This is a genomic window from Paenirhizobium naphthalenivorans (assembly GCF_007992095.1).
Classification (GTDB): Bacteria; Pseudomonadota; Alphaproteobacteria; order Rhizobiales; family Rhizobiaceae; genus Allorhizobium; species Allorhizobium naphthalenivorans.
Genome location: NZ_BJZP01000009.1, coordinates 26,669 through 45,898, shown reverse-complemented (window position 1 = coordinate 45,898; position 19,230 = coordinate 26,669). Strand labels below are relative to the sequence as shown.

20 protein-coding genes are annotated in these 19,230 nt (G+C 60.6%); 8 read left to right on the top strand and 12 right to left on the bottom strand.

The annotated features are described in order from the left end of the window. Positions 1-73: 73 nt before the first annotated feature. From RNA01_RS11070 to RNA01_RS11030, 9 genes are all read right to left on the bottom strand, one after another. Positions 74-355, bottom strand: a complete 282-nt coding sequence (locus RNA01_RS11070; protein WP_147180268.1) for a DUF2160 domain-containing protein — start codon at positions 353-355, stop codon at positions 74-76. Between the two features lie 17 nt (positions 356-372). Then, positions 373-1,206: a carbohydrate ABC transporter permease gene (locus RNA01_RS11065; RefSeq protein ID WP_147180267.1), complete on the bottom strand. Its 834-nt coding sequence runs from the start codon at positions 1,204-1,206 to the stop codon at positions 373-375. Between the two features lie 15 nt (positions 1,207-1,221). Continuing rightward, a complete protein-coding gene (locus RNA01_RS11060; protein WP_147180266.1) occupies positions 1,222-2,088 on the bottom strand; it encodes a carbohydrate ABC transporter permease in 867 nt (288 codons plus the stop codon). A gap of 2 nt (positions 2,089-2,090) precedes the next feature. Beyond that, a complete protein-coding gene (locus RNA01_RS11055; RefSeq protein ID WP_147180265.1) occupies positions 2,091-3,161 on the bottom strand; it encodes an ABC transporter ATP-binding protein in 1,071 nt (356 codons plus the stop codon). A 13-nt stretch (positions 3,162-3,174) separates the two neighbouring features. Beyond that, a complete protein-coding gene (locus RNA01_RS11050) occupies positions 3,175-4,260 on the bottom strand; it encodes an ABC transporter ATP-binding protein (RefSeq protein WP_147180264.1) in 1,086 nt (361 codons plus the stop codon). Positions 4,261-4,314: 54 nt separating this feature from the next. Then, the gene (gene glpD, locus RNA01_RS11045; RefSeq protein ID WP_147180263.1) at positions 4,315-5,826 is read right to left on the bottom strand and encodes a glycerol-3-phosphate dehydrogenase; all 1,512 of its coding nucleotides are present in this window, start codon (positions 5,824-5,826) and stop codon (positions 4,315-4,317) included. Between the two features lie 102 nt (positions 5,827-5,928). After that, positions 5,929-6,717, bottom strand: a complete 789-nt coding sequence (locus RNA01_RS11040) for a DeoR/GlpR family DNA-binding transcription regulator (protein ID WP_147180262.1) — start codon at positions 6,715-6,717, stop codon at positions 5,929-5,931. A 164-nt stretch (positions 6,718-6,881) separates the two neighbouring features. Next, positions 6,882-7,166 (bottom strand): YARHG domain-containing protein, encoded by a 285-nt coding sequence (locus RNA01_RS11035; protein ID WP_147180261.1) that lies wholly within the window; start codon positions 7,164-7,166, stop codon positions 6,882-6,884. A 107-nt stretch (positions 7,167-7,273) separates the two neighbouring features. After that, positions 7,274-8,191 carry a sugar kinase gene (locus RNA01_RS11030; RefSeq protein WP_147180260.1) on the bottom strand — a complete coding sequence of 306 codons (918 nt, stop codon included), beginning with the start codon at positions 8,189-8,191 and terminating at the stop codon, positions 7,274-7,276. Between the two features lie 414 nt (positions 8,192-8,605). Between RNA01_RS11030 and RNA01_RS11025 the strand changes: the two genes are divergently transcribed. The 7 genes from RNA01_RS11025 (at position 8,606) to RNA01_RS10995 (ending at position 15,268) form a co-directional block, all read left to right on the top strand. After that, positions 8,606-9,379: an ABC transporter substrate-binding protein gene (locus RNA01_RS11025; RefSeq protein WP_235916586.1), complete on the top strand. Its 774-nt coding sequence runs from the start codon at positions 8,606-8,608 to the stop codon at positions 9,377-9,379. 132 nt (positions 9,380-9,511) lie between these two features. Beyond that, positions 9,512-10,162, top strand: coding sequence for an amino acid ABC transporter permease (locus RNA01_RS11020; RefSeq protein WP_147180370.1), 651 nt, complete (start codon positions 9,512-9,514; stop codon positions 10,160-10,162). Positions 10,163-10,165: 3 nt separating this feature from the next. Further along, positions 10,166-10,825, top strand: coding sequence for an amino acid ABC transporter permease (locus RNA01_RS11015; RefSeq protein WP_147180259.1), 660 nt, complete (start codon positions 10,166-10,168; stop codon positions 10,823-10,825). 14 nt (positions 10,826-10,839) lie between these two features. Continuing rightward, positions 10,840-11,586, top strand: a complete 747-nt coding sequence (locus tag RNA01_RS11010) for an amino acid ABC transporter ATP-binding protein (RefSeq protein ID WP_170253431.1) — start codon at positions 10,840-10,842, stop codon at positions 11,584-11,586. Positions 11,587-11,607: 21 nt separating this feature from the next. Continuing rightward, complete coding sequence (locus RNA01_RS11005; RefSeq protein ID WP_147180257.1) at positions 11,608-13,248, top strand: N,N-dimethylformamidase beta subunit family domain-containing protein; 1,641 nt, start codon at positions 11,608-11,610, stop codon at positions 13,246-13,248. Positions 13,249-13,258: 10 nt separating this feature from the next. Beyond that, complete coding sequence (gene kce / locus RNA01_RS11000; protein WP_147180256.1) at positions 13,259-14,188, top strand: 3,5-dioxohexanoate:acetyl-CoA acetone transferase; 930 nt, start codon at positions 13,259-13,261, stop codon at positions 14,186-14,188. A 51-nt stretch (positions 14,189-14,239) separates the two neighbouring features. Next, positions 14,240-15,268 (top strand): histone deacetylase family protein, encoded by a 1,029-nt coding sequence (locus tag RNA01_RS10995; RefSeq protein WP_147180255.1) that lies wholly within the window; start codon positions 14,240-14,242, stop codon positions 15,266-15,268. A 4-nt stretch (positions 15,269-15,272) separates the two neighbouring features. Here RNA01_RS10995 and RNA01_RS10990 read toward each other — a convergent pair whose 3' ends face one another. Then, positions 15,273-16,247: a LysR family transcriptional regulator gene (locus RNA01_RS10990; RefSeq protein WP_147180254.1), complete on the bottom strand. Its 975-nt coding sequence runs from the start codon at positions 16,245-16,247 to the stop codon at positions 15,273-15,275. Positions 16,248-16,354: 107 nt separating this feature from the next. Here RNA01_RS10990 and RNA01_RS10985 point away from each other — a divergent pair, with 107 nt between their 5' ends. After that, positions 16,355-16,765 (top strand): acyl-CoA thioesterase, encoded by a 411-nt coding sequence (locus RNA01_RS10985; RefSeq protein ID WP_147180253.1) that lies wholly within the window; start codon positions 16,355-16,357, stop codon positions 16,763-16,765. Positions 16,766-16,828: 63 nt separating this feature from the next. Here RNA01_RS10985 and RNA01_RS10980 read toward each other — a convergent pair whose 3' ends face one another. Both RNA01_RS10980 and soxC read right to left on the bottom strand, forming a co-directional pair. Continuing rightward, the gene (locus RNA01_RS10980; RefSeq protein ID WP_147180252.1) at positions 16,829-17,965 is read right to left on the bottom strand and encodes a c-type cytochrome; all 1,137 of its coding nucleotides are present in this window, start codon (positions 17,963-17,965) and stop codon (positions 16,829-16,831) included. After that, entirely contained in the window at positions 17,949-19,226 is a 1,278-nt protein-coding gene (soxC, locus tag RNA01_RS10975) for a sulfite dehydrogenase (protein WP_147180251.1), read from the bottom strand. The genes RNA01_RS10980 and soxC overlap by 17 nt, the downstream gene beginning before the upstream one ends. Positions 19,227-19,230 lie beyond the last annotated feature (4 nt).

Below are 19,230 nucleotides of genomic sequence, written 5' to 3'. Positions count from 1 at the left end.
TCCCAAGGGTTTGCGATTGCAGTTTTCAGTCTTGGATGACGATCAAACCCCGCCATCCGTCTTGGCTTGCCTCTCAGACGAAACGGAATACGCCGATCGCGTAGACCACCGAAAGGGCGAGAGCCCACCACAGGCTGGGGCCTCCCAGCCCCAGCCATGCGAGATGAATGAATGCCGAACCGAGCAGCGACACGAACAGCCGATCGCCGCGTGTCGTCTCAAAGTGCAATATGCCGACACGCGGATTGCCGCCGGGTGAGAAATATTCCCAGACCGCCATGCCCGCGATCAGGGCGAAGATCGCGACAAAGAACAGAGCCGTCGGCAGGGTCCAGGCCATCCATGAGAAATCCATAACAAGCCTCCCCTTGTTCAAACGCGACCGAGCGCGAAGCCCTTGGCAATGTAGTTTCGGACGAAATAGATGACGATCGCGCCTGGAATGATGGTGAGAACGCCGGCCGCCGCCAGAACACCCCAGTCCATGCCCGATGCGGAGACCGTGCGGGTCATGATCGCGGCAATCGGCTTGGCATCGGTTGTCGTCAGCGTCCGCGCGATCAGCAGTTCCACCCAGGAGAACATGAAGCAGAAGAAGGCGGCGACGCCGATGCCGGATGCGATCAGCGGCACGAAAATTCTCACGAAAAATCTCGGGAATGAATAGCCGTCGATATAGGCCGTCTCATCAATCTCCTTCGGCACGCCCGACATAAAACCTTCCAGGATCCAGACCGCCAGCGGCACATTGAACAGGCAGTGCGCCAGGGCAACGGCGATATGGGTATCGATCAGTCCGAAGGCGGAATAGAGCTGGAAGAACGGCAAGGCGAACACCGCCGGCGGGGCCATGCGGTTGGTCAGGAGCCAGAAGAACAAATGCTTATCGCCGAGAAAACGGTAACGCGAGAAAGCGTAAGCCGCTGGCAGAGCGGCGGTGACCGAAATCACGGTGTTCATGACCACATAGATGATCGAGTTGATGTAGCCTTTGTACCAGGACGGATCGGTGAAGATCACCGCATAGTTCCGCAATGTCGGATTATGCGGGTAGAGCGAGAAGCTGCCGGTGATCTCCGTATTGGTCTTGAAGCTCATGTTGAGCAGCCAGTAGATCGGCAGCAACAGGAAGAGGATGTAGATGGTCGGGACGAGCCAGGAAAGGCTGTGTCCTTCGGCCTGTTTTGCTTGTGTGTTTGTGTTCATGGCTCACCCTCCCTCTTAAACCTGCACGTCGCTGCTGGTCATGATCGTGTAGAAGATCCACGACAGCAGAAGCACGATGAGGAAGTAGACAAGCGACATGGCAGCCGCCGGCCCGAGATCAAACTGCCCGATCGCCATCTTGACAAGATCGATCGACAGGAAGGTCGTCGAGTTGCCCGGCCCGCCGCCGGTCACCACGAAGGGCTCGGTGTAGATCATGAAGCTGTCCATGAAACGCAGCAGCACGGCGATCAGCAGCACGCGCTTCATCTTCGGCAACTGGATGTAACGGAACACCGACCAGCGCGAAGCGCCATCGATCTTGGCCGCCTGGAAATAGGCATCCGGAATGGAGACGAGACCAGCATAACACAGCAACACGACAAGGCTGGTCCAGTGCCAGATATCCATGACGATCAGAGTGATCCAGGCATCCGAAACATTGCCGACATAGTTGTAGTCGATACCGAGCGAATAGAGGACATTGCCGAGCAGGCCGATATCGACGCGGCCAAAGACCTGCCAGATGGTCCCGACCACGTTCCATGGGATCAGCAGCGGTAGCGCCATCAACACCAGGCAGACTGGAACTCCGAGCCCCTTTTTCGGCATGTTGAGAGCAATCACAATGCCGAGCGGTATCTCGACCACCAGAATGATCACCGAGAAGATGAGATTGCGCCCGAGAGCCTCCCAGAAGCGGTCGGAATGCAGAAGCTGGACGAACCAATCGGTGCCGGCCCAGAAGAACTGATTGTTGCCGAAGGTGTCCTGTACTGAATAGTTGACCACCGTCATCAACGGAATGACTGCCGAGAAGGCCACCAGCAACAGCACCGGCAGTACCATGAACCAGGCCTTGTTGTTCCAGGTCTTCTCCATAATCAGCCCCCCATCCCTACACGCCAGCTATCGGCATAGATCCCCATAGCATCCGTATCGAACGTCACCCGCGCCTCTGCCGGGATTTCGCTGTCTTCCGGGACAACGATCGCCAGTGGCTCGCCGCAAAACACGGCGCGTACGATCTTCTGCCGACCGATATCCTCGACCTTGCTGATCGAAACCGGCATCCCTTCCCGTCCGAGACGGATGAATTCCGGACGGATGCCCAGTTCGGTCTTGACTGCACCGGCAACCTTCGGGGGCCCGGAAAGCGCAATTGTCTGGTCGCCGACAACGGCGCTCGTCCCGTCAATCCGGACCGGCATCAGGTTCATGCCGGGCGAGCCGATGAAATAGCCGACAAACGTATGGCTGGGTCGCTCGAACAGTTCCGCCGGAGTGCCGATCTGCACAATCTCTCCGTCATACATGACAACGACTTTGTCGGCGAAGGTTAGCGCTTCGGTTTGGTCGTGCGTGACATAGACCATAGTGAAGCCGGAATGCCGATGCAGCCGCTTCAGCTGCGAGCGCAGCACCCATTTCATGTGCGGATCAATGACCGTCAGCGGCTCGTCGAACAGAATGGCGTTGACGTCGGCGCGCACCAACCCGCGACCGAGCGAGATTTTCTGCTTCTGGTCTGCAGTCAGCCCCTGTGCCTTCTGCCTCGCCATATCGGCAAGGTCGATCATCGCCAGGATTTCGTTGACCCGAGCGGTAACCTCCGCTTCCGGCACACGCCGGTTGCGGAGCGGAAACGCCAGATTATCGAATACAGACATCGTGTCGTAGACGACCGGAAACTGGAACACCTGGGCAATGTTGCGCTGCTGGGTCGATAGCCGGGTCACATCGACGCCGTCGAATTCGATCCGCCCGTCGGACGGCTGCAACAGCCCTGAAATGATGTTGAGCAGTGTGGTCTTGCCGCAGCCGGACGGGCCGAGCAGCGCATAGGCGCCACCATCTTCCCATTCATGATGCACTTCCTTCAGCGCATAATCGCCGGCTGCCTTGGCCTTGGCGCTATAGGCGTGGCGGATATGGTCGAGATTGATGCGTGCCATGGTCCCGTCTCCCTCAATCCGCTGCGTGGCCGGCACCGGCCAGCGAACGCCCGGTCTGCTGGTCGAAAGCCATCAGATGCCGAGTATCGAGATAAACCTCGATGGTCTGGTCCGGGTCGATATCGTGAATGCCGTGCGCCAGCATCACCCAGCGGGCACCGGCATAATCCAGATGAATAAAGCTCTCCGAGCCAGCGATTTCCGACACCAGGGTTCGCGCGCTGAGCGCCGCCGATGCCCCCCCCAGTGCTGACAGGAAAAGGTGATGCGGTTGGAAGGCGATCGTCATCGGCCCCTCGGGAATGCCCGAGAGATGCACCGGCAGGGGAATAACTGCCTGGCCGTTCAGCGTCAGGGCATCTCCGGACCTGACCAACTCGATGGTATTGAGCGGTGGATCAGCAAAGGTTTTTGCGGTCAGCAGATCGACCGGATTGCGGTAGCTCTTGATGGTCTCGCCGAACTGGGTCACTCGGCCCTGGCTGAGCGTCGCAGTATTGCCGCCCAGCAGCAGCGCCTCGGAGGGTTCGGTCGTCGCATAGACGAAAATCGCACCGGATTCGGCAAAGATCTTTGGCAGTTCCTCGCGGAGTTCCTCGCGCAGCTTGTAATCGAGGTTGGCCAGCGGTTCGTCGAGCAGCACCAGATTGGCATTCTTGACAATGGCGCGGGCGAGCGCCGTACGCTGCTGCTGACCACCCGACAGATTAAGCGGGGTGCGATCAAGATAGGGAGTCAGGCGCAGGAGTTCGGCGGCCTTGCGGACTTCCCTGTCAATCGTCCCCTTGTCCTTGCCGGCAATGCGCATCGGCGAGGCGATATTCTCGTAAACGGTCAGCGCCGGATAATTGATGAACTGCTGATAGACCATCGCGACGTTGCGCTTCTGCACCGGCACGCCGGTCACATCCTCGCCGTCGAAATGGATGCTGCCTTCCGTCGGCTTGTCGAGCCCGGCCATCAGTCGCATCAGGGAGGTCTTGCCGGACAGCGTCGGCCCGAGCAATACGTTCAGCGTCCCCCGCTTGAACGCGAGATCGGTCGGGTGGATATGATAACCCCCGCCTGACATCTTCGACACATTGCGCAATTCAAGCATGTATTCCTTAGGCCTCCTCCGAACCTTCAGCGATCTTCCGGCAGTCGCTCATCCTCAATGAACGATGGCAACCGCCATGTATTTCTCAAGTTCCGCGGCCTCCCCAGCCGTCAGGAACAACCCCTGTTTCGTGCGGCGCCACAGCACGTCTTCTGCGCTACGAGCCCATTCCCGGTCGACCAGCCAGCGGACTTCGCATTCGTAAAGCGAACCGCCGAAATGTCGCCCCATGTCCTCGGCCCGCGATGCGCCGGCAAGGATTTCCTTTGCATTCGTGCCATAGCAGCGGACCAGTCGCTCGGCGTGGCTGCGCTCGAGGAAGAGATAGGCTTTCAACAGCTTGTCGACTTCCGCCAGATAGGCGGTCACTTCGAAATCGCCGCCGGGCAGCCTGCTCTTCGCCGTCCACGGGCTCCCCCGGACGCCGATCACCTCGCCGATCTTCTCAAGCGCATGTTCGGCCAAGCGGCGATAGGTCGTGAGCTTTCCGCCGAACACATTGAGAAGCGGGGCTTCTTCCGGCGCACGGTCAAGCTTCAGCACATAGTCACGGGTTGCTTCCTGGGCCTTTGATGCTCCATCATCATAGAGCGGGCGCACGGCCGAGTAGCTCCAGACGATGTCGTCCTTCTTCACCGACTCTGCGAAATATTCGCTGGCCGCGTTGCAGAGATACGCGATTTCCGCTTCGCTTATTTTCACATTTTTCGGATCGTCAGTATAATCACGGTCCGTCGTGCCTATCAAAGTGAAGTCATTTTCATACGGGATTGCGAAAATGATGCGATTGTCCGGATTCTGAAAGAAATAGGCACGCGGATCGGTAAATTTCTTCTTGACGATGATATGGCTGCCCTGAACGAGGCGGACGTTATGGACATTGTTGCGGCCGAAGGCGCCGGCAAGCACCTGGTCGACCCAGGGGCCGGCGGCATTGACCAGCATGCGCGCGCGGAAGCTCTGCGTCCGGCCCGTCGCCTGATCCCGCACCGTGACGGCCCACAACCCGTTCTCGCGGCGGGCCGAGGTGACCTTGGTGCGGCTCAGGATCGTCGCACCGCGATCAGCCGCATCGCGGGCATTGAGGACCACCATGCGAGCATCGTCGACCCAACCGTCGGAATACTCGAAGGCCTTGGAAAATATCGGTTTTAGCGGCTTTCCTGCCGGATCACGGCGAAGGTCGAGTGTCCTTGTCGCCGGCAGCAGCTTACGGCCACCGAGGTGGTCATAAAGAAAGAGGCCGAGGCGGATCAGCCAGGCCGGGCGGATACCGCCCCTCTGGAAAGGCAGGACGAACCGCAGCGGCCAGATCACGTGGGGCGCCATGGCCCACAGCACTTCGCGCTCCATCAGCGCCTCGCGCACCAGGCGGAATTCGTAGTACTCGAGATAGCGCAGACCACCATGAATGAGCTTGGTGGCGCCGGAGGAAGTGCCCGAGGCAAAATCGTTCATCTCGGCGAGCGCGACCGAGTAACCACGACCGACAGCGTCACGAGCGATGCCGCAGCCGTTGATTCCGCCACCGATGACAAAAATGTCGAAAACTGTCTCGACCTGCATTCGCCCCCCCTTTTCGCATTGCACAACAGCAGGCAATTACGAAAGATGGGGCATCTAAATCGAAAGAAAAACGAATGTCAAACGAAGATCAAAGAAAAGTTCTCAACTTCCTGTCACCCGAAGCGAGACGCCCTCGGTCTCGATAAGTTGCACATCACTCTCGGCGCAGATCCGGCGGATTGATTCGACGGGACAATGGTCGGTAATGAAGGTATGAACCTGGGAAATGTGGCCTATGCGAACCGGGGCGGTGCGCTCGAACTTGGAAGCATCCGACACCAGAATGACATGGCGGGCATTGGCAATGATCGCCTGGGCGACCTTGACCTCGCGATAGTCGAAATCAAGAAGGGCGCCGTCCTCGTCAATAGCGGATACCCCGATCACAGCGAAATCGACCTTGAACTGCCGGATGAAATCCACTGCAGCCTCGCCGACGATGCCGCCATCTGAGCCACGCACCACGCCGCCAGCAATGACCACCTCGATCGAGGGAAAGACGCGCAAGCGATTGGCGACATTGATATTGTTGGTGATGACCATCAGTTCGCGGTGGTCGACCAATGCCTCTCCGACTGCTTCTGTCGTCGTGCCGATATTGATGAAGAGCGAGGAGTTGTCAGGAATGAGCGCAGCCGCGGCGCGACCGATCGCCTGCTTCTCAGGCGCAGCCATCGAACGGCGCGCCTCGTACTTGACGTTTTCGTTGCCGCTTGGAAAGAGCGCCCCGCCATGAATGCGGGTGAGTGCCTTTCCGTCGCACAGATCGTTGAGATCCTTGCGGATGGTCTGCGGCGTCACGGCAAAGCGTGCGGCCAGCTCATCCACCGTGACCCGCCCCTCGGCCTTCGCAAGAGTCATGATTTCCGCCTGGCGGCTGGTGAACAGCATCGACACTCCCCTTTTCGTTTTGATTGATCCTAAGGGAAAATGAAAATCGGGCAATACCACTCACCCGCGCTCAGGTGACAAACATCATTTGATCTCCATCCCGCGCGGACACGGCGCCAGCACAACTGACGCTGTATCCGTGGGCCAAGCCTTGCTTAAGCGGATCAGCGACAACCCTGGTAAACCTCCCAGCGCTCGATGTCGCTCACCTGACGCTGCTCACTCGGCGTCAGCTTGCCATAGGGCGGGAAGCAACCACGGCCAAAAACATTGCGGGCGCGCTGTGTCTTGAAACAGTATCCCTTGGCCGCATAAATCGCGTTGCGCTGGTACCAGAGCTGTTCGCAGGTCATGCCACTCTGCGCCATCGCCGGCGCAACGGCCGCCATGCCGAAAATCATCGGAACAACGGCAATTGCGGTTGCTACCAGTGTCTTGATGTATCTCATGAGGTATCCCCCTCTCCTGTGTGGAATGGGGATAAGCTATCACAAGCACGCGAAGCACAATTGACCCATGTCAAGACTATTCTGGAGGCACGCGATCGGTGCGACCTTCATGAGAGCTGGATTTCATCCTGCGGCACGAGCGCACCGGGACGGCAAATGACCTGCGCCGCAACCCGATGGCCCTGAACCGCAGCCGTCTCCGGCGCGTGACCATTGAGACGCGCCGCGAGATAACCGCCGTTGAAGGAATCGCCCGCTCCGGTGCTGTCGACCGGCTTCACGCTGGCAAAGCTCAAGGTCAAGATAGAACCGTCTGCCGTTGAGATCGCGACTGGACCACCGCCATTTTTCACCACGACTTCGCCGGCACCCGAGCGCAGCCATCGGGCCGCGCATTGCTCAATGCTGGCATCGCCGAAGACACTTGCCTCATCATCGAAGCTCGGCAGCGCGATCGATGCCACCTTCGCCGCGCGCGACAGGCCATCGCGCATCACGTCGGCATCTTCCCAGAGTCTGGGCCGGATATTCGGGTCGAAGACCGTCGTCTTGCCGGCAGCCCTGGCTTCGCCCACCAACCGGAGGAGCGCACCGCGGCGGGACGGCTCGAGAATCGCGAGCGTGATGCCTGAGAAATAGACGACGTCTGCCTGTGATATCGCAGCCGCGAGCGCTTCCTCGTCGTCGGCCAGGCGACGTGCCGCGGACTGGCCACGCCAGTAAGAAAAGCTGCGCTCGCCATCATGCAGTTCGATCGAGTAAAGGCCGACCGTGCGCTCCGGATCACGCGTGATGAAGCGCGTGGCAATCTCGTTGGCCTTCAAGAACTCCAGCATGCTTTCGGAAAACGGATCAGCACCAAGCCGCGTGAAATAGGCGACTTCCCATTCCGGCGGGAGGCAAGCCCGGACATACCAGGCCGTGTTCAACGTGTCTCCGGCATACCCCATGCGCCACAAGCCGGCATCGGCCTGCGACAGCTCCACCATTGCCTCACCGATCGAAAGAAACAGCTTGTCATTCATTCATTCGCCTCCTCCAGCACTGCGCTTGCATGTCAATTCCGAACATGCTCCCGAGAGCCTGACCGACTTCGCCTCGCCATTGGGACGATGTGAAAGCGATGCCGGAAATGACACGGGGAGCGCATGGGCGCCTCCGAAATCACTTCGGCCTCGCGTGCTCGCGCGGCAGCTATTTCAGGCGCGTGCGGATCGCGCAAGGCGTAACCGTCGCCGTGACCGGGCTACATGGGAGTATTGCAGTCGGACGCTTCGTCGGTGCGCCAGGCGAAACATTCTTCAAACCTATGCTTGTTATTTAGTCTATCTATTTGATTAATGAATACTCCCGAGAGATCCTACCCGTCTGTGGTCGCCGTCTCGCTGACACTGGCGGTCGCCGAAAACCAAAAAAGGGGAACGTTCGTGTTAAAAGCTATTTTGTCCTATGCCCTGGCTGCCGGCCTTTCGATCGCCGCGGTCGCGCTACCGTCCATGGCCGCCGCCGACGACCTGGAGAGCATCAAGACCGCCGGCGAGTTCAAGTTTGCCAATAGCGGCGCCTATCCGCCCTTCAGTTTCGTCAACGACCAGAACGAAGTGATCGGCTTCGACGTTGACATCGGCAACGAGATCGCCAAGCGTCTCGGCGTCAAGGGCTTGAACATCTCCACCGCGTGGGACGGCATCATTGCCGGTCTGCTCTCCAACAAGTACGACTCTGTCATCGGCAGCATGACTATCACCCCTGAACGGGAAAAGGCCGTCGACTTCGTCGGTCCTTACTATCGCTCGGGTCGAGGCATCTTCGTCGCCGAGGGTTCTGCCGTGCAATCCCTCGACGACCTGAAAGGCAAGACCATCGGCGTCACCCTCGGAGAAACCCACGAGAAGTGGGCGCGCGAGCGCGGCGGCTGGGAAATCCGTACCTACAAGGGTCTGCCGGAACTCTTCCTGGAACTGCAGGCCGGGCGTGTCGACGCTATCGCCGTCGATAGCATTCCAGTCATGGTCGCCATCAAGGACAACGGTGCGAAGGTCCGCAAACTTGAGACTTCCGAGATCGATGGTGGCGCCGTCAACATCGGTATCGCCATTCGCAAGAACAATCCCGAGCTCAAGGCAGCTATGCAGAAGGCGCTCGACGATATGATGGCGGACGGCACCTATGAGGCCATCTCGATGAAGTGGATCGGTGCGGATATCCGCTGATCGCCATCGACTGGGGCGGGACCATAGGGCCCCGCCCGCCAACCTGCTTTGTCGCCCCATGGCCGCCGCGTTCGCTCCGGTTGGAGATAGCGTGTGGCTGGGCTTGACGCTCGCTCGACACAGGGTTTCGGGATGGACTTCGCTCTTATTCTCCGCATCTTTCCGGTCTTCATCGAGGCCGCTTTGACCACGGTCGAGATCTCGGTGATCTCGATTACGATCGGTCTTGGCGTTGCTTCGATCATCACCGCGGCGCGCTTATCACATATCGCCGTAGTCCGCTTTCTTGGCGCGGCTTATGTCAGCATCTTTCGCGGTACGCCGGCTTTGATCCAGATATTCCTGCTCTATTTCGGCGGGCCGCAGGTCGGCATCCAGCTTGAGCCGTTCGCGGCCGGCGCGATCGCGCTTGGTCTCAATATAGGCGCCTATATGGCCGAATCGATCCGAGGCGGCATTCTCGCCGTCGACCGCGGCCAGATGGAGGCCGCTCGCTCGCTCGGTTTCGGCTCCGGCCAGGCTATGCGCTGGATCGTGCTGCCGCAGGCAGCCAAGCTGATGATCCGCCCGCTTGGAGTCAATGCTGTGGCGCTGGTCAAGGGGACGGCGCTTGTTGCAACCATTTCGGTGGTCGAACTCACCTACACAGCGCAGCGGTTCATCGGCTCGACCTACAAACCGTTCGAGATTTTCTCGGTCACTGCGGTTCTCTACATGATTCTGGTCTACGGGCTGACGCTGCTGACTGGCGCGCTCGATCGACGCTATGCGGAAGAGGCTTGAACAATGCAAGGTCTCGATTTCAGCGTTGTTCCGCCCTACTGGACGCTCATCCTCGAAGGACTGTGGTGGACAGTCGTGCTCTCCACGGTCTCGGCGGCGCTCAGCATCATTGCCGGGGTTGTCTTCGCGCTGCTGGTGCTCTACGGCGCGGCAATCGTGCGCTATCCGCTACGACTGTTCATGTGGATGTTCATGGGAACGCCGCTGCTGCTGCAGCTTTTCCTCATCTATTTCGGCCTCGTTCAGATCGGCATCGACATTCCGGCCATCTGGTCCGGCATTATCGGACTTTCCCTGCATTTCGCAGTCTACAATGCCGATATTTTCCGTTCCGGCATCGTCGCGCTCGACAAGGGCCAGACAGAAGCCGCCCGCTCACTCGGTTTCAGTCGCTGGCAGACGCTCTTCTACATCGTTGTGCCGCAGGCGGTACGCAGCACCTTGCCGGCTATCGGCAACATGATGATCGCACTTCTCAAGGAGTCGTCGATCGTCTCGATGATCGGCATCGCCGAACTCGTGCACACCGCACAGCTCGCCATCAGCGAAACCTACCGGCCATTCGAATTCTACCTCACGGCCGCCGCCTGTTACTACAGTCTCAACCTGATCCTCGAGGCCGTCCTGCGCCGGATCGAACGGAAAGTGGAGCTTTCGCGATGAACGATATGCGTCCGATGATCGAGGTGCGTGGCGCCCGCAAATCCTACGGTCCCCTGGAGGTCCTCAAAGGCATTGATCTCAGCGTGGCGCGTGGCCAGATCATCGCGGTGATCGGCCCCAGCGGCTCGGGCAAGAGCACACTTCTCCGCTCCATCAACCACCTCGAAACGCTCGATGGCGGCGAGGTCTGGCTCGACGGCGTGCAGGCCAACCAGAAGCTCGAACGTCGCGCCTTCGAGCGCCACATCAACCAGGTGCGCCAGCAAATGGGCATGGTGTTCCAGCACTTCAACCTTTTTCCGCACCTGAGCGTCGCCGACAACATCACCATCGCCCCTGTCAAGCTCAAGGGCATGGCCAGGGACAAGGCGCGGGAACTGGCGCTGAAAATGCTCGACAAGGTCGGCCTTGCTGACAAGATCGACGCCTATCCCGCACGTCTCTCCGGCGGCCAGAAGCAGCGTGTCGCGATCGCCCGGGCGCTCGCCATGCAGCCAAAGGTCATGCTGTTCGACGAAGCCACTTCCGCGCTCGATCCGGAACTGGTCGATGAGGTCAACCTGGTGATGAAACAACTCGCCAGCGAACACATGACGATGGTTATCGTCACCCACGAGATGCGCTTTGCCGCCGAAGTCGCCGACAAGGTGCTGTTCATGGCCGATGGTGCGGTGGTTGAGGAGGGGACGCCTGACGAGTTGTTCAGCAATCCGAAACAAGAGCGGACCCGAACATTCCTCCGCAAGTTCCTCAACGCCTGATTACAGGAGGGTAGAACAAGCATGGCAAAAGCTGAGTTTCCCGATTTCGGCCTGACCGAAGCCCAGCGCCGCGAAGCGGTGCTCGGACACTACTACGAACATCCCGGCATGGACGGAGAGCGCGGCGAAATCTGGTGCTATTCCGACCGTTTCTCCTATGTGCCCGGCGACGAGGTGACGCTGTTCATCAGCTCGACGGCCGCATCCTGTGACATCGACGTCCTTCGCGATGGCGCAACCGAGCAGCACATGCTGACCATTTCCGCCATTGCGACTGCCTGGCAGGAGACCCCGGACCAATGTTCGGTCGAGGGCTGCGGCTGGCGGCAGAGCCATTCCTTCCGCATTCCGACGGACTGGACGTCCGGTGCCTATCGGCTGACGCTGACAGCCGAAGGCCGCGACGGAAAGCCTATCCAAGCTCATCACCTTTTCATTCTTTGCCCGGCCGCTGGCGCCAAGCCGGGGCGCATCCTGCAAGTCGCCGCCACCGGCACGTGGACCTCCTACAACACCTGGGGCGGCTCCAACCACTACCAGGGGATCACCGGGCCGAACCGCGACCAGTATGCGACGCGAGTCAGCACCCAGCGACCGTGGTGCCGCGGCTTCGTCGTGCTGCCTCAGGGAGCGCCGCGCGTGCCGCTCGAGGTCGAGACGCCGCCGGCGGTCGCACCACGCTATCCGCATATGGAATGGGCCTATTCGACCGGCCATTCCAAGAAATACGCCTCTTCAGGCTGGGCAAGCTATGACAGCCATTTCTTCCGCTGGGCCGAGCGAGCCGGCTATGCGATCGATCTTGCCAGCCAGCACGAGCTGCATTTCCGCCCGGAAATTCTCGACGATTACGACTGTGCCGTCTTCGTCGGCCATGACGAATACTGGACCTGGGAAATGCGCGATGCGGTCGACCGTTTTGTCGAGCGCGGCGGCTTCGCCGCTCGCTTTGCCGGCAACTTCATGTGGCAGACGCGGCTCGAAGACGAGGGGCGCACCCAGGTCTGCTACAAGTATCGGGCGCGCGCCGAGGATCCGGCCTATGCAGGCGGTGACATCACGCGCGCCACGAATTCCTGGGAGGCTCCCGAAATCGGGCGCCCCGGCGCACTGAGCTTCGGCCTCAATGCCACCCGCGGTCTCTACGCCGGCTGGGGCGGTTGCGCTCCGCGCGGCGCCCGCGGTTTCCCGGTCTACCGTCCCGGCCATTGGGCCTTTGCCGGGACCGGCATCTATTACGGCGATCTCCTCGGCGCGGAGAGCCATGTCTTCGGCTATGAAGTCGACGGGCTCGACTATGTAATCCGCAACGGCCTGCCCGAACCAGGTGGCGAGGACATCGTGCCGGAGGGCCTAGAGATCCTTGCGCTCGGCATGACTTCGCTGGTCGAGGAGAGCGCCGACATCGCCGTCGAGGACCAGTTCCTGACCGACGAGGACGGCCGTTTCGTCGCCGAGACCCTCTACGGTTCGCGCAGCGACGAGAACCTTGAGAAGGTCAAGCGCGGCTGCGGCATGATCGTCAATTTCCCCAAGGGCGAAGGCCAAGTCTTCCATATCGGTTCCACCGAATGGATCGCCGGGCTCCTGCGCCAGGACGCGATGGTCGAGCGCGTCACCCGCAATGTGCTCGACCGCGCCCTTGATCCCTCCAGCCGATAATCAGGTCATCATGAAATCGAAAAAAGTCATCATCACCTGCGCCGTCACCGGTTCGGTTCACACGCCCTCCATGTCGCCGCACCTGCCTTACCGGCCGGAGGACATTGCGACGCAATCGATCGAAGCCGCCGAGGCCGGCGCCTCTATTCTGCATCTGCATGCGCGCGATCCGGAAGACGGGCGCCCGACGGCCGATCCGGCCGTCTTCATGCGCTTCCTGCCCGTGATCAAGCAGGCCTGTGATGCTGTCATCAACATTTCCACCGGAGGATCATCGGTGATGTCGGTCGACGAACGGCTGGCGGCAGCCGTTTCGGCCGAGCCGGAGATGTGCTCGCTCAACATGGGCTCGATGAATTTCGGCCTCTATCCGGCACTTGACCGGCCCCGCGAATGGCAGCACGCTTGGGAGCCGGCACTGCTCGAAGCGACACGCGGCACGATGTTCAAGAATACATTCGCCGACATCGAAGCGATCCTGAAGCGACTGGGCGAAGGCTGTGGCACCCGCTTCGAGTTCGAATGCTATGACGTCGGCCATCTCTATACGCTGGCCCACTTCCGTGATCGCGGGCTCGTTTCCGGGCCGCTTTTCATTCAGTTCGTCTTCGGCGTCCTGGGCGGAATCGGCGCCGATCCGGAAAATCTCGTCCACATGAAACGGACCGCCGACAAGCTGTTCGGTGAGGATTACCGGTTTTCCGTGCTGGCGGCAGGCCGCCACCAGATGCCGATGATCACCATGGCGGCGACCATGGGCGGCAGCGTCCGCGTCGGACTGGAGGACAGCCTCTACGACGGCCGTGAACTGGCAACATCCAATGCCGCCCAGGTCAGGCGAATTCGCGCCATCCTCGCAGGCCTGTCGCTGGACGTGGCGACACCGGAGGAGGCCCGGACGATGCTGGGCCTCAAGGGCGGCGACCGGGTTGCCTTCTAGGGCGGCAACAGGCGGCGCGACACATCGGGCGACAAACCCACTGGAGCAGAGATGAAGACCTTTTACGCAGCAGAACAGAAACGCCACGACCCGAAATTCTTCCTGTCGAGCGGTGGTCGTTTTCCCAATCCAGAACAGCCGGAACGCGTCGAGCGCCTGCTGGAGGGCGCCAGAGCCGCAGGGCTCGACGTCGCCCGCCCGGCCGACCATGGCCTGGGACCAATCTCGGCTATCCACACGCCCGAATATCTCGACTTCCTCAAGCGCATCTACCAGCGCTGGCAGCATATCGAAGGCGCCTCTGAAGAAGTCATCCCGAACATTCATCCGATCGCCCGCGCGGGTTCCTATCCGGCCTCGGCCGTTGGCCAAGCCGGCTATCATATGGCCGACACCTCCTGCCCGATCTCGGCAGAAACCTGGGAGAGCGCCTGCTGGAGCGCCTGGAGCGCTGTATCGGCGGCCGATGCGGTGATGGCAGGCGACGCCTGGGCCTATGCGCTCTGCCGTCCGCCGGGGCATCATGCCTTCCGCGACGTGGCCGGTGGTTTCTGCTTCTTCAACAATTCGGCGATTGCCGCGCAACGCCTGCGCCGCTCAGCTGAACGGGTGGCGATCATCGATGTCGACCTGCACCATGGCAATGGCACCCAGGGCGTCTTCTACGAACGGAACGACGTTCTGACCGTATCGATCCACGCCGATCCGGTCCGCTTCTATCCGTTCTTCTGGGGCCATGCCGACGAACGCGGTGAAGGACTAGGCCTCGGCTACAATTACAATCTGCCGCTACCACGCAGATCAGATGATGCGGCCTATCTCGAAGCCTTGTCCGCCGCCCTGCGTCGGGTCGAAGCCTTCAGCCCCGACGCGATCGTCATTGCACTCGGACTCGACGCTTTCGAGAAAGACCCGTTCGGCGGGCTTTCGGTCACGACACCGGGCTTCGCGCTAATCGGCAAGGCGATTGCCAAGCTTGGACGCCCGGCGGTCATCGTCCAGGAGGGCGGCTATCTTTGCGACGAACTCGGCGACAACCTCACGTCCTTTCTCACCGGCTACGGTGCGAAAGCCGTCTGAGGCGCTAAACCGAACCGCTCGCCGGGCCGGGATAGGTGCGCTCGGCGAGCGGCTGCGAGCCGATCGCTTGGCGCAGTTCGGCGAGAAGAATGCTCTCCGCCCGTCCCCGGCGGGCGGTCGGATCGTAGACGAGATGCACGTCGATGACCGGGGCGTTCTGATAGGGCGGCAATCGCCAGAGCCGTCCGGCGCGGACATCGTCCTCGACCACATGGATCGGCAACGGACCGAAGCCGAAGCCGGCGATGATCAAGCGCTTGACCTCCTCCAGATGGGAAGAGGTGCCGAGGACAACACCCGCGAATTCTTCTTGCTGTCGCAGGAGCGCGACAGGCCAGAGAGCTCCAGTCATCTGATCAGTCTTGAACGAGACATAGGGCTCATCGCGCAGCGCCGAAAGCGGAATGTCGGGCCTACCGAACAGCGGATGGCGCGGGCCGCAGAAGTATCCGAAAGCTTCGCGGTAGAGCACTTCATATTCGAGCTTCTGGTGGCGCTCCTCCATCAGGCAGAGACCAAAACCGGCGTCCCGGTTCGCCACGGCGGTGGCTACATCACGACTTGGCGCCACCATCATCGCTAAAGTCACCTGCGGAAAGGCGCGGTGGAAGGAGGCAAGAACCTCGTCGAAGAAAGGACAGACGACATGGCTGGCAAGCGCAATATCGATATGCCCCGTCAGATCGCCTGGCAGTTCCTCCATCTGCTGCGGCAAGCCGGAGACAATGTCGAACAGCGCGACGCACTCGCTAAACAGCCGCTGGCCTGCCGGCGTGACGGAAAAATGCGAGGCATTGCGCTCGATAAGCCGGCAATCCATGTGGATCTCGAGCCGCCGCAGGGCATTGCTGATGGTCGGCTGCTTCAGCGAGAGTTTGTCTCCGGCCGCCGTCAGTCCCTTCTCCTGGACGATCACCATGAAGGTGCGCAGAAGATTCCAGTCCAATTCCCAAACGAAACGCCGTCTCGGACCAACCATCGCCGCATCATTCCCTACAAAAATGCTTGTGGCTACAACTATTGCATAAATTGATTTATCATCCAAGCCGGGCCCGGCACAGCTACCAGACAGAGGGAGAAAAGGCGATGACAATCCTGACCTACCAAGGGGTCGTCTACCCCGCGCAATGCGACGCGATGGGGCACATGAACGTGCAATTTTACATCGCCGCCTTCGACCAGTCGCTGTGGCATCTTATGGCAGCGGCCGGTTATTCGGCAGCCTGGATCAGCGAACGCCGACAGGGCTGGGCCGATCGCCGCTACGAGATCGATTTCCGCCAAGAGCTGCCGGTCGGCAGCCTGTTCGAGATCAGCAGCTCGATCGTCAAGGTCGGACGCACTTCACTCTCGACCCACCATCGCCTGACCAACAAGGCAGGTGGCGCGCTGTGCGCCGAACTGCTCGCCGTCTCGGTCTATTTCGACCTCGCGGCGCGCCAGTCCCTATCGCTTCCCCGGGAGATCATCGACGGCGCGACCAAGCTGGCGGAGTGACGCCGATGCCTGCGACATTTCATGATCGCATTAGGAGGTCCAGCCGCGCGCAGCTGGGTGATGCTATTCGATCCCGCCGCCGGTCGGCTCTTCACCGCCGCCCTTAGCTTCAGGCGTCACGTCGAGAACCGCCGCATGCATCTTGATCGTGGCCTTTCCGGGCGCGCAATCGGTCATGCAAGGCTCCGACTTGTCGACATAATAGGGCTCCTGAAGCCGATCGTCATCGATGAAGTTCGGCTCGTTCGGCAGTCTGATCGAGGCGAAGTTCTCCTTCGACAGCTCAAAATTCTCGTCCGAGATTTCATCATTCAGGTAGAGCAGATAGGCAGTGAGCGCATAGACGTCGTCGTTGGACAACGAGCGGGCATCGCCGAACGGCATGGCGCGACGAACATAGTCGTAGACAGTCGAAAGATAGGGCCAAAAGGAGCCGATGGTTTTTTCCGGCCGATCGGCCTGCAGCGTCCCCTGGCCGCCGGCCAGAACCGGGCGACGTCCGACGGCTTCGCCGAAGTCACCGTGGCAAACGGCGCACTTCTCATCATAGATCGCCATTCCTTGAGCCACCGTGCCATGGCCCTCCGGCAAGCCGAGACCATCGGGACGAACATCAATGTCCCAGGCAGCGATCTCCTCCGGCGTCGCCTCGCGGCCGAGCATGAAATGCGTCCCAGTGCTTTCGGTCGGTTGTTTTTCGCCCGTTTGAGACTGTCCGCCCGCAGGCTGAGCCTGCGTTATCTCGGCTGATTTGGCTCCCGCCGGTGCCGCGCCCTCTTCGTCTTTCGAGGCCTTTTGAGCCGGCTCGGCGACGGTGGAGAAGCTCTCCAGATAGGCGATCACATTGTCGACGTCGTCCCTCTTCTTCAGACCTGCGAAGGTCATCTTGGTGCCCTTGACGACATCCCTGGGCTTGGCCAGGTAAGCGTGCAGGGTGGTGTCATCCCATACGAGCCCGCCCTCGCCGGCCTTCGCCATCGCCGGAGAGTAGTTGTACCCCTCGGCCGTACCGGCCTTGCGACCGATGACATCGTTCAGCACCGGCCCGACCTTGTGCTTGGCATTCTGACCTACCGCATGACAGGCGGCACATTTGGCAAAGACCTTCTTGCCCGCGTCGACATCGCCCGCGTCGGCGAGATGGGCCGAGGCAAGCAGCAGTCCGGCGGTCAGAAGCAGCGGATCACGAAATTTCGACATTCTCGATGCCTCCGTCCTTGTTGACGTACCACGTCTGGATGCCATTGTTGTGGTAGATGGAGTTGGAGCCGCGCACGCTGCGCAACTGATCCTTGGTCGGTTGAATAAAGCCCTGCTCATCGATCGCCCGCGACTGCAGGAAGAGTTCGGAACCGTCCCAGTCGAATTCGTAGTAGAAGCGATGCAGCGCCTTGGGCAGGCTCGGGCCGTCAAGGCGGGCCGTGTGCCAGTTCCTCCCGCCGTCGAGCGTTACGTCGACCCGCTTGATGGTGCCTTGGCCGGACCAGGCAAGGCCGCTCAGGACCAGCGGTCCCTTGCCATGTTTGATCGGCGCCTGGGGGCTTGGATTGGTGATCACAGACTTCACGTCCATCGCCCAGGTGAACCGGCGCGATTTTCCATCCGGCAGAAGGTCGGTGTATTTCGAGGTTTCCTCGCGCTGCTGCCAGGGCTTATCGCCGACCTCGAGCCTTCGTAGCCATTTGACCCACATATTGCCCTCCCATCCGGGGACGACGAGACGCAGTGGATAGCCTTGCTCAGCACGCAAAGCCTCGCCATTCATGCCGAAGGCCACCAGGCAGTCATCAAGCGCCTTTTCCATCGGGATCGAACGCGTCATCGCGGAGGCGTCGGCACCCTCTGCCAGCAGCCATCTGCCCTCGGTCTTGACGCCCGCTTCCGCAAGGATGGTCCTCAGCGGCACGCCGGTGTACATCACGCAATGCAACATACCGTGGGTGAACTGGCAGCCATTGAGCTGGGCGCCACGCCATTCCATGCCGGAGTTGGCGGCGCATTCCAGGAAGTAAACCTTGTTTTCGCGCGGGAAGCGCTTGAGGTCATCCATGGTGAACACGAGCGGCTTGTCGACCAGGCCGTTGATCATCAGGCGATGAGCCGTCGGCTCGATCACCGCGACACCACCGTGATGACGCTCGAAACACAGCCCGTTCGGTGTGATGATACCGTCGAGTGCGTGCAGCGGCGTGAAGTTGATCGACGAAATGGCATCCGAGGTCAGCCATGGCACGTTCTTGCGCACCACGTGCGCCTCGAACTGAGATGGCGTGCCATAAGGGTTCGCATCGACACCATCGCCTAAGTAGCGGTTCCAGTCCTGGACTTCGGTGATCAGCGGATCGCCGGCTGCCATCGCTTTCCCGGCGGTCGCGGCACCGGCGAGCGCGACGCCCCCCATAAGCCCGCCCTTGAGGAAGCTGCGGCGCCCGACCTGTTTCGGGTTTTCAGGATTTTCCATCGGC